Origin of the sequence: [Mycobacterium] manitobense, assembly GCF_025821665.1 — a bacterium.
GTDB classification, from domain to species: Bacteria; Actinomycetota; Actinomycetes; order Mycobacteriales; family Mycobacteriaceae; genus Mycobacterium; species Mycobacterium arseniciresistens.
Map to the genome: position 1 here is coordinate 1 of NZ_JACKSJ010000006.1, position 9,462 is coordinate 9,462.

11 protein-coding genes are annotated in these 9,462 nt (G+C 70.3%); 5 read left to right on the plus strand and 6 right to left on the minus strand.

The window, feature by feature from the left end; all coding sequences use genetic code 11:
• From H7I41_RS00415 to H7I41_RS00430, 4 genes are all read right to left on the minus strand, one after another.
• Nucleotides 1–466, minus strand: a 466-nt coding sequence (locus tag H7I41_RS00415; protein ID WP_264010573.1) for an adenosylcobinamide-GDP ribazoletransferase, incomplete at its 3' end; no start/stop codon positions are given.
• On the minus strand, nucleotides 463–1,512 hold the full coding sequence (gene cobT, locus H7I41_RS00420) for a nicotinate-nucleotide--dimethylbenzimidazole phosphoribosyltransferase (protein ID WP_264010574.1): 1,050 nt from the start codon (nucleotides 1,510–1,512) through the stop codon (nucleotides 463–465). The genes cobT and H7I41_RS00415, both read right to left, overlap by 4 nt.
• Nucleotides 1,509–2,045, minus strand: a complete 537-nt coding sequence (locus H7I41_RS00425) for a bifunctional adenosylcobinamide kinase/adenosylcobinamide-phosphate guanylyltransferase (RefSeq protein WP_264010575.1) — start codon at nucleotides 2,043–2,045, stop codon at nucleotides 1,509–1,511. The genes cobT and H7I41_RS00425 overlap by 4 nt, the downstream gene beginning before the upstream one ends.
• Nucleotides 2,046–2,055: 10 nt before the next feature.
• On the minus strand, nucleotides 2,056–2,736 hold the full coding sequence (locus H7I41_RS00430; RefSeq protein ID WP_264010576.1) for a DUF3043 domain-containing protein: 681 nt from the start codon (nucleotides 2,734–2,736) through the stop codon (nucleotides 2,056–2,058).
• A gap of 149 nt (nucleotides 2,737–2,885) precedes the next feature.
• Here H7I41_RS00430 and H7I41_RS00435 point away from each other — a divergent pair, with 149 nt between their 5' ends.
• Nucleotides 2,886–3,248, plus strand: a complete 363-nt coding sequence (locus tag H7I41_RS00435) for a HesB/IscA family protein (RefSeq protein WP_264010577.1) — start codon at nucleotides 2,886–2,888, stop codon at nucleotides 3,246–3,248.
• Between the two features lie 16 nt (nucleotides 3,249–3,264).
• On the opposite strand, the gene H7I41_RS00440 is transcribed toward H7I41_RS00435, so the two are convergent.
• Nucleotides 3,265–3,948 (minus strand): Rv0361 family membrane protein, encoded by a 684-nt coding sequence (locus H7I41_RS00440; protein WP_264010578.1) that lies wholly within the window; start codon nucleotides 3,946–3,948, stop codon nucleotides 3,265–3,267.
• A 156-nt stretch (nucleotides 3,949–4,104) separates the two neighbouring features.
• Between H7I41_RS00440 and H7I41_RS00445 the strand changes: the two genes are divergently transcribed.
• Complete coding sequence (locus H7I41_RS00445) at nucleotides 4,105–5,091, plus strand: carbohydrate kinase family protein (RefSeq protein WP_264010579.1); 987 nt, start codon at nucleotides 4,105–4,107, stop codon at nucleotides 5,089–5,091.
• A gap of 23 nt (nucleotides 5,092–5,114) precedes the next feature.
• On the opposite strand, the gene asnB is transcribed toward H7I41_RS00445, so the two are convergent.
• A complete protein-coding gene (gene asnB / locus H7I41_RS00450) occupies nucleotides 5,115–7,058 on the minus strand; it encodes an asparagine synthase (glutamine-hydrolyzing) (protein ID WP_264010582.1) in 1,944 nt (647 codons plus the stop codon).
• Nucleotides 7,059–7,162: 104 nt separating this feature from the next.
• On the opposite strand from asnB, the gene ctaC reads away from it, so the two are divergent.
• The 3 genes from ctaC to H7I41_RS00465 all read left to right on the plus strand — a co-directional run.
• Complete coding sequence (gene ctaC, locus H7I41_RS00455; RefSeq protein ID WP_308214570.1) at nucleotides 7,163–8,215, plus strand: aa3-type cytochrome oxidase subunit II; 1,053 nt, start codon at nucleotides 7,163–7,165, stop codon at nucleotides 8,213–8,215.
• Nucleotides 8,216–8,223: 8 nt separating this feature from the next.
• Nucleotides 8,224–8,643, plus strand: a complete 420-nt coding sequence (locus H7I41_RS00460; protein ID WP_264010580.1) for a cytochrome c oxidase subunit 4 — start codon at nucleotides 8,224–8,226, stop codon at nucleotides 8,641–8,643.
• Nucleotides 8,644–8,826: 183 nt separating this feature from the next.
• A partial coding sequence (locus H7I41_RS00465) for a hypothetical protein (RefSeq protein WP_264010581.1) occupies nucleotides 8,827–9,462 on the plus strand: 636 nt, incomplete at its 3' end.

The window sequence follows — 9,462 nt, forward strand, 5'->3', positions numbered from 1 at the left end:
CCACGCCACGCCGGCAGGCCAGCACCGCCGCCACCCGGCCCGCGGTCACCGCGGTCAGCACCGCGAGCCAGCCCGAGGCCGGTTCTGCGAACGCCAGCGCCTGCACGAGGACGGCGACCACCATCGCCGCGGCGCCGAACGGGCCCGCGGCACCGTCGCGCATCACCGCCAGCGCGCGTTCCGGCGGCCCGTAGCACCCGAGCGCGTCGACGGTGTCGGACAGCCCGTCGATGTGCATTCCCCGCGTCGCCAGCAGCAGCACCGCCACGGTCAGCGCCCCGGCCAGCGGGCTGTGGTCACCGAACGCCCATGACCCCGCCGCCAGCGTCGCGGCGGCCAGCGCCCCGAGCGCCAGACCGGCCACCGGAAGCGCGGTCAGCACACCGCGGCCGAGCGGCGCGGTCCACCGCGCCGGCGTCGGCAGCACGGTGCCGAATGCGAGTGCGCCTCCGATCGCACGGATCATGGTGCGTCGCTGGATATCCCGGCCTCACCGAACGTCGCCATGTCGGCGAGCGCGGCGACGGCCGCCCTGACCACCGGCAGTGCTACGGCGGCGCCGGTGCCCTCGCCGAGGCGCATCTGCAGGTCGAGTATCGGCTCGAGGTCGAGATCGGCCAGTGCCAGCGCATGCGCCGGTTCCGGGGACCGGTGCCCGGCCTGCCACCACAGCCGGGCGCCGGGCGCCATCCGGTCGGCGACCAGGGCGGCGGCGCTCACCACGACACCGTCGAGCAGCAGGGGAGTACGCCGGACCGCGGCCTGGGCGCAGAACGCCGCGATCGCCGCGATGTCGGCCCCGCCGCACATCCGAAGCAGCGCCGACGGATCCTTGGTGACGTCGCGCGCGCGGTACAGCGCATCGCGGACGGCCGCGGTCTTGCGGGCCCAGCCCGCATCGTCGATGCCGGTGCCCCGGCCCACCGCGGCGACCGGTTCGGTTCCCGTCAGCGCGGCCACCAGAACCGTTGCCGCCGTGGTGTTCCCGATGCCCATGTCGCCGGCGATCAGCAGGTCCGCCCCGGCGTCGACCTCCTCGTCGGCGATGCGACGGCCCGCCTCGAGCGCGGCGGTGACCTCCTCGGCGCTCAGCGCGTCCTCGACGGCGAGGTTGCCGCTGCGCCTGCGGACCTTGTGGGCGCCGACCGCCTGAGACAGCGGGGTGTCCACGTCGACGGCGATGTCGACGACGCGCAGCCCGGCGCCGGCCACGTCGGCCAGTGCGTTGATCGCGGCGCCGCCGCCGTCGATGTTGGCCACCATCTGTGCGGTCACCTCTGCGGGGTAGGCCGACACCCCGGCGTCGGCCACACCGTGGTCGCCCGCGAACACCACGATGCGCGGCCGGACGAACTGACGCGGCGGGCACACCCCCTGGCAGGCGGCCACCCACACCGCCAGGTCCTCGAGGCGGCCCAGCGCGTTGCGCGGTTTGGTCAGCACGTCCTCGCGGTCGCGCGCCGCCGCGGCCGCCACCGCATCCGGCGGGTCGATCGTGCCGAACACCGTCACGACGGGTCCTTCACCGGCACGGGCTGACCCGCGACCACCAGCACCACGCGGTCGCATTCGTCGGCCAGCCGCTGGTTCAGCTCACCCAGCTCGTCGGCGAACCGGCGGCCGGCCTCGGTGGCGGGCACCACGGTCAGCCCGACCTCCGGACTGACCAGCACCAACGGCGAGTCGACGGCCGCGACCGCGGCCAGCAGATCACTGACGTCGGCGCCGACCTCGCCGCCCGTCCAGGCGGCGCGACGGTCCATCACGGCGGTCAGCCAGCCGCCGATGTCGTCGACCAGGGTCGCGGTCGTCGCATCGGTCCGCAGCGCGGCTGCGACATCGGTGGTCTCGACGGTGGACCAGTGCGCGGGCCGCCGGTCGCGGTGGGCGGCGACGCGACGCGTCCAGCCGGCGTCGTCGGGACCGGTGGGCAGGGCGCCGGTGGCGATGTACCGGACCGGTGCGGTTCCGGCGGCCGCGGCGACGGCGCGTTCGGCCCAGCGCGACTTGCCCGACCGGATACCGCCGAGCACCAGGATGCGCACCGCGTCCTGGTCAGGCGACGTCGGCGCCGCGGGCGACCTGCGGCCGGGGCGCGCGCATCCGGCGCAGCTGGGAGGCGCGGCTGGCCGCGTAGAACCCGAGCTTCCAGCCCGTCTCGGTGTTGCCTGCGAACTTCTCGTCGGCCAGCCGGTTGACCTTGCGGCCCAGCAGCACGCCGTCGAGCACCATCACCAGCACCAGCCCCATCATCACGTAGGAGACGACCTGCTGGACCGAGGGAGCGGGTATCGAGAGCATGACGAAGATGAGCGCGAGCGCCGCGGGCATGAACAACCCGAGCACGTTGCGGCGGGAGTCGACGACGTCGCGCACGTAGCGGCGCACCGGCCCCTTGTCGCGGGGCAGCAGGTAGGCGTCCTCGCCGGCCATCATCCGCTCGCGCCGCTCGGACATCTGCGAGCGCCGCCGCACCTTCTCGACCTTGCGTTCCTCGCGGCTGAGCTTGGGGCCGCGCATCTCCTTGCGGCGGCGCCGAGCCTCGGCCGCGGTCAGCGGGGCAGGAGCCACCGGGCCGCGGCGCCTGCCGGCGTCGCGCTTGGGTGTCGGCCTGCCCTTGGGCGCGGTGGTCCTGGGCTGGGTGTCTGAGAGGCCGCCGTCGGCGGGCGGGGTGCCGGCGTCCTCGGAGACCGCAGGGGTGACGTCGGTGTCTTTCTTCCGGCCGAGCAGCTTCACGCCTGCCAGGGTACTTCCTGTCAACGGTGACTCGACGACCTGGGGATAAGTCGGGAATAGCGGCGGAACAAGGTACCGTTGACTGTGTGGACCTCCGTCAGACGGGGCACACCACCACAGACCACGCTCAGGGATGCAAAGGGAGAGCAATGACTGTTCAGGACGAGTCGGCGACCGCCACCGCAACCCACGGTGCGGTACTGACCGATGCCGCGGCCTCGAAGGCGAAGGCGCTGCTCGACCAGGAGGGCCGCGACGATCTGGCGCTGCGCATCGCGGTGCAGCCGGGTGGCTGCGCGGGCCTGCGTTACAACCTGTTCTTCGACGACCGGACCCTCGACGGAGACCTGACCACCGATTTCGGCGGCGTGTCGCTGACGGTGGACCGGATGAGCGCCCCGTACATCCAGGGCGCCACCATCGACTTCGTCGACACCATCGAGAAGCAGGGCTTCACGATCGACAATCCGAACGCCACGGGTTCGTGCGCGTGCGGTGACTCCTTCAACTGACCGGTCTCGACCGGGGTCAGTACTGCCCGCCACTGCGTAGCAGGTAGGAGCAGACGAACACGTCGTCGCCGCGTTCGAGCACCTGCGCGACGGCCTGTTCGTCTTCTTCCTGCTGCGATCCGCCGCGCCGCGGACCGCCCGCCGGCGTCACCCGCATCGTGAACAGCACCTGCGCCTGGTAGTTCGACAGCGGCACGATGGTGTCGATCGAACTCACCTCGGCGCGGTCGAACTGCTTGCGGAACGCGTCGCCGGCCAGTCCGGCCAGCGCCAGGTCACTCCGGCGTTGCTTGATGCCGTCGAACAGCCCGCACAGGGTGTGGCGCGCGACCGTCTCGTCGTCACCGTCGGCGAGCGCATCGAGGTAGTCCTGGATGGCGGCCTGCGCGGTCGCCGGGGTCAGCGCGCCCTGGTCGGCGTCGTCCCCACCCCGGGTGGCCAGCACGACACCAACCACCACCGCGATGACGACCAGCAGGCCGACCGCCGCGGCGAGCACCGCCCGCCACGGCCGCCGCCGCTTCGGGTACTGCACCGGCGGGGGCAGCATGCCGGGATAGGCCGACGGCACATTCTCCGGATACGGCAATGCGGGCGCCTCCTGCTGCGGCTCCGGCCGATACGGATGCTGGTGCTGCTGCGGGTGTGGACCCTGGGGGTGCTGGGGAAAGGATTCCGGGTACTGGTGGGGACCAGCCATGAAAAGAGACGCTCCGGGGTGTGGAATGGGCTTGCCTGTCTACAGTGACCGGGCGGGCACCTGGTACGCAGGTTAGCGCACCTCGGTGCGTGCCAGCCGGGCCGAGCGGCTCGCTAGACTTAGATAGCCAAGTTAACGAATGAAGGGTGACGCTTCGTGACCATTGCGGTGACGGGATCGATCGCGACTGACCATCTGATGCGCTTCCCGGGGAAGTTCGCCGAGCAACTGCTCGCCGAACACCTGCAGAAGGTCTCGCTGAGCTTCCTGGTCGACGACCTGGTCATCCACCGGGGCGGCGTCGCCGGGAACATGGCGTACGCGATGGGCCTGCTGGGCGGTTCGCCGACCCTGGTCGGGGCAGTGGGCAAGGACTTCGACGACTACCGCAACTGGCTGACCTCGCACGGGGTGAACTGTGACAACGTGCTGGTGTCGGAGACCGCGTACACCGCGCGATTCGTCTGCACCACCGACGAGGACATGGCGCAGCTGGCGTCGTTCTACCCCGGCGCCATGTCGGAGTCGAGCAACATCAAGCTCGCCGACGTGGTGGAGAGGGCCGGCAAGCCCGACCTTGTCATCATCGGCGCCAACGACCCGGCGGCGATGTTCCAGCTGACCGAGGAGTGCCGCACGCTGGGACTGGCGTTCGCCGCGGACCCCAGCCAGCAGCTGGCCCGGCTGTCGGGCGACGAGATCCGTGCGCTGATCGACGGCGCGACCTACCTGTTCACCAACGACTACGAGTGGGACCTGCTGCTGCAGAAGTCCGGCTGGTCGGAGGCGGAGGTGATGCAGCAGATCCAGCTGCGCATCACCACGCTGGGGGAGAAGGGCGTCGACATCGTCGGGCGCGACGGCACCTTCATCCACGTCGACGTGGTGCCCGAGACGCACCGCGACGACCCGACCGGCATCGGCGACGCGTTCCGCGCCGGCTTCCTCACCGGGCGGTCCGCCGGCCTGAGCCTGGAGCGGTCGGCGCAGCTGGCCTCGCTGGTGGCCACGCTGGTGCTCGAGGCTCCCGGGCCGCAGGAATGGACGTGGGCCAAGGACGCGGGCATCGCTCGCCTCGCGGACGCCTACGGCGCGGAGGCCGGCGCGGAGATCGCCGAGGCGCTCGGCGCCGACAGAGCCTGAAGAGGCGCTCGGCTAGAGCCCGGCTAGAGCTGCACCGGGTAGTGCGGCTCACTGATCCGCGGGGTGACGCTGCCCTCGACGAAGATCGCATGCCACAGCATGAAGATCAGCACCGTCCACAGTCGTCGGCTGTGATCCGTTGTGCCGTCGCGGTGTTCGTCGAGCATCCGGCGAACGGCAGCGAGGTCGACGAGGCCGTCGGCCTGTGACGACGCCACTGTCGCATACGCCCAGTCGAGCAGTTCCCCGGCGCGCAGCCAGTGCCGGATCGGCACCGGGAACCCGAGCTTCGGCCGGTTCAGCACGTGCGGCGGGATCACCGATTCCAACGCGCGGCGCAGTGCGAACTTCGTGGTCGCCCTGGTGATCTTCTGGTCGAGTGGCAGCCGGGCGGCGACGGCGAACACCTCGGGGTCGAGGAACGGCACCCGCAGTTCGAGCGAGTTGGCCATCGTCATCTTGTCGGCCTTGACCAGGATGTCGCCGCGCAGCCAGGTGAACAGGTCGATGTGCTGCATGCGGGCCACCGGATCCCAGCCGGCCGAGGAGGCGTAGATCGGCGCGGTCACATCGGTGTGGGTCCACTCCGGGCGGAAGCCCGGCAGCACGGCACGGAGTTGTGCGTCGGAGAAGCTGCGGGCGTTGCCGTAGTAGCGCTCCTCGAGGGTGAGGGAACCGCGGTGCAGCAGGCTCTTGCCGCGCATCCCGTCCGGCAGCGGCCGGGAAGCCCGGCCGAGCGACCGTCGCACGGGACGGGGCAGATAATTGAAAGGCTTGAGCGACAACGGCTCCCGGTAGATGGTGTAACCGCCGAACAACTCGTCGGCACCCTCGCCGGAGAGCACCACCTTGACGTGCTTGCGCGCCTCACGCGCGATGAAGAACAGCGGCACCAGCGCGGGGTCGGCCACCGGTTCATCGAGATACCAGACGATCTCGGGCAACGCCTCGACGAACTCCGCCTGGCTGACCACCTTGGTGACGTGCCGGGCGCCGATCGCCTCGGCCGACGCGACCGCCACGTCGACCTCGGAGAAGCCTTCGCGCTCGAACCCGGTGGTGAACGTGATCAGCCGGGGGTTGTGGCGCATCGCCAGCGCAGCGATGGCCGTGGAGTCGATACCGCCCGAGAGGAACGCCCCGACGGTCACGTCGGCGCGCATGTGCTTCGCCACCGAGTCCTCGAGCACCGCGGTGATCTCGTCGTAGCGGGCCTGCTCACCACCTGGCCCGGAACCGGCCTTGAACGGCACGGCGGCGAACCGCGGCGTGAAGTACCGCGACACCTCCGGTGTGCCGCCAGGCCGCAGGCGCAGGTAGCTGCCGGACTCCAGGCGGCGCACCCCGCGGTGCAGCGTCTCGGGCTCGGGCACGTACTGCAGCACGGTGTAGTGCTGGACGGCCCGTTCGTCGAGCGACATGTCGAAGCCCAGCGGCTCGGCGAGCTCGGTCAGGCACTTCTTCTCGCTGGCGACCGCGGTACCGCCGGGGCCGGTGGCGACGAACAGCGGCTTGATGCCGAACGGGTCGCGGGCGCAGAGCAACTCCCGCTCCACGGTGTCCCACAGCGCGAACGCGAACATGCCGCGCAGCCGGGGGAGCGCCGCCGTGCCCCAGTGGTGGTAGGCGGCGATGATGGCCTCGCCGTCCCCGTCGGTGTGGAACTGCGCGCCGTGCTCCGACCGCAGTGCCTCACGCAACTCCAGGTAGTTGTAGATCTCGCCGTTGAACACCAGCACGTAGCGGTCCGGCGACTCGGCGGGCCCCCAGCGCAGCGGCTGGTGGCTGTGCGCGATGTCGATGATCGACAGCCGGTTGAACCCCAGCACCACGTCGCGGTCGGACCACGTTCCCGGCTCGTCCGGCCCGCGGTGCCGCATGAGGTGCGATGCCCCCGACACCGCCTCGACCAGTGCGGGGGAGACCTCTTCAGACGGGTCACACAACAGCGCCAGCAGTCCGCACACCGCGCCAGTATGCGTCATTCCCGAGTCGCTTCGCCTCCCCCGGTGGGCGTGGTCTACGCTGCGTAGTATTCGCCTGGCTTCATCGACTTCTAGGAGGCGCCGACGTGACACCTCGCAGGCCGAAGGTGGTGGCACGGACAGCGGCTTTGGCACTGATCCTGGGTGCGACATCGCTGATGCTGACCGGTTGCAGCTGGTCTGAGGTGCTCGGCCTGGGCTGGCCGAACGGCATCACTCCCGAAGCCCACGTCAACCGTGAGCTGTGGATCGGCTCGGTGATCGCCTCGCTGGTCGTCGGTGTCATCGTGTGGGCCCTGATCTTCTGGGCCAGCGCCTTCCACCGCAAGAAGGACACCGACACCGAACTGCCCCGCCAGTTCGGCTACAACATGCCGCTGGAACTGGTGCTGACCGTGGTGCCGTTCCTCATCATCTCGGTGCTGTTCTACTTCACCGTGGTCGTCCAGGAGCGGATGTTGCACGAGGAACCCAACCCCGAGGTCGTCATCGACGTCACGGCCTTCCAGTGGAACTGGAAGTTCGGCTACCAGAAGGTGGCCTTCACCGACGGCTCCTTCACGTACGACGGCGCGGACCCCGCGCGCAAAGAGGCCATGGCGTCGGCGCCCGGCGCTGCCGGCGAGGTCGGGGAAGAGGGCTCGCACGGCCCCGAGCAAGGCGCGATCGCCGGCAAGAACCCCGAGGACCGCACCTACCTGAACTACGACAAGGTCGAGACGCTCGGCACCACTGAGGAGATCCCGATCCTGGTGCTGCCCAAGGGCAAGCGCATCGAGTTCCAGATCGCCTCGGCCGACGTCATCCACGGCTTCTGGGTGCCGGAGTTCCTGTTCAAGCGCGACGTGATGCCCAACCCGGATGCCAACAACTCCGACAAGACGTTCCAGATCAGCGAGATCCTGCAGACGGGCGAGTTCGTCGGCCGCTGCACCGAGATGTGCGGCACCTACCACTCGATGATGAACTTCGAGGTGCGGGTCGTCGAGCCCAACGACTTCAAGGCCTACCTGCAGCAGCGCAGCGCAGGCCGGACGAACGCCGAGGCGCTCATCGCGATCAACCAGGCGCCCACCGCGGTCACCACCAAGCCGTTCGAGTCCCGGCGCGGGCAGATGGCGCCCCAGGCGACGAGGTAGGACAACCCATGCACATCGAAGCCAGGCTGTTCGAGTTCCTCACCGCGTTCTTCGCGCTCTCCGCGGTGGTGTACGGCGTGCTCACCGCCATGTTCGCCAACGGCGGCGTCGAGTGGGCGGGTACCACCGCGCTGGTGCTGACCACGGGCCTGACACTGATCACCGGCACCTTCTTCCGATTCGTGGCGCGTCGTCTCGATACCCGCCCCGAGGACTACGAAGACGCCGAGATCAGCGACGGCGCCGGCGAGCTCGGCTTCTACGCTCCGCACAGCTGGTGGCCGATCCTGATCGCCCTGTCGTTCTCGACGGCCGCCGTGGGCACCGCGCTGTGGCTGCCCTGGCTGCTCGTCGCCGGCGTCATCTTCGTGCTGGTGTCGGCCGCCGGACTCGTCTTCGAGTACCACTGGGGCCCCGAGAAGCACTGACCGGCCGCAGGTGCGGAGCCACCGCCCGGGATCAAGGTCACAATCCGGGCGTCACTTCATCCCCGACCCGCGCCGCGCCATCCGTCCTCTCCACGGGGTTGCGTTAGTGTTGCCGAGGCGAAGACAGCCGCGTGAGGCAGGACGAGGCTGCGCCGGTGATGCAGTCGAGAAGGATAGGCGTAGATGAGCGGGCCGAATCCCCCAGGGCCGGACTCTCCGGGATCGGAAGAACCGGAGCAGGAGCGCGGCAGGCACTCCGCACCCGAGGAGAACACCGAAGAGGTCGCCAAGGCCGATCCCGGCATCGATTCCGGGGCGTCCGCCGACGTGCCCATTCCGACCGGTGCGACCGAGGTCTACTCACAGGCGTACTCCGCGCCGGAGTCAGAACAGTTCACCAGTGGCCCCTATGTGCCCGCTGACGCCGCGCTCTACGACTACGACAGCTACGACCCCGCCGTCGATCAGGCCGTCGCCACCACGCCGCCGCGCTGGCCTTGGGTGGTGGGCGTCACCGCCATCATCGCGGCCATCGCGCTCGTGGTCTCGGTATCCGTACTGGTCGCCAGCGACGACCCGGACGACCTCGCTTCGCCCGACACCAGCACCACCACCTCGGCCCCACCCGTGCAGGACGAGATCACCACCACGACACCGCCGCCGCCCCCGCCGCCGAGCAGCACCCCGCCGCCGCCTCCGCCGCCGGAGACCGTCACCGTCACCGAGCCGCCGCCGCCCCCGCCGCCCGCCAGCGCCAAGAGCACGAGCAACGGTTCGGTTCGGCGAAGAGCTCCGACGCGGCCGGCTCCACCTCCTCGT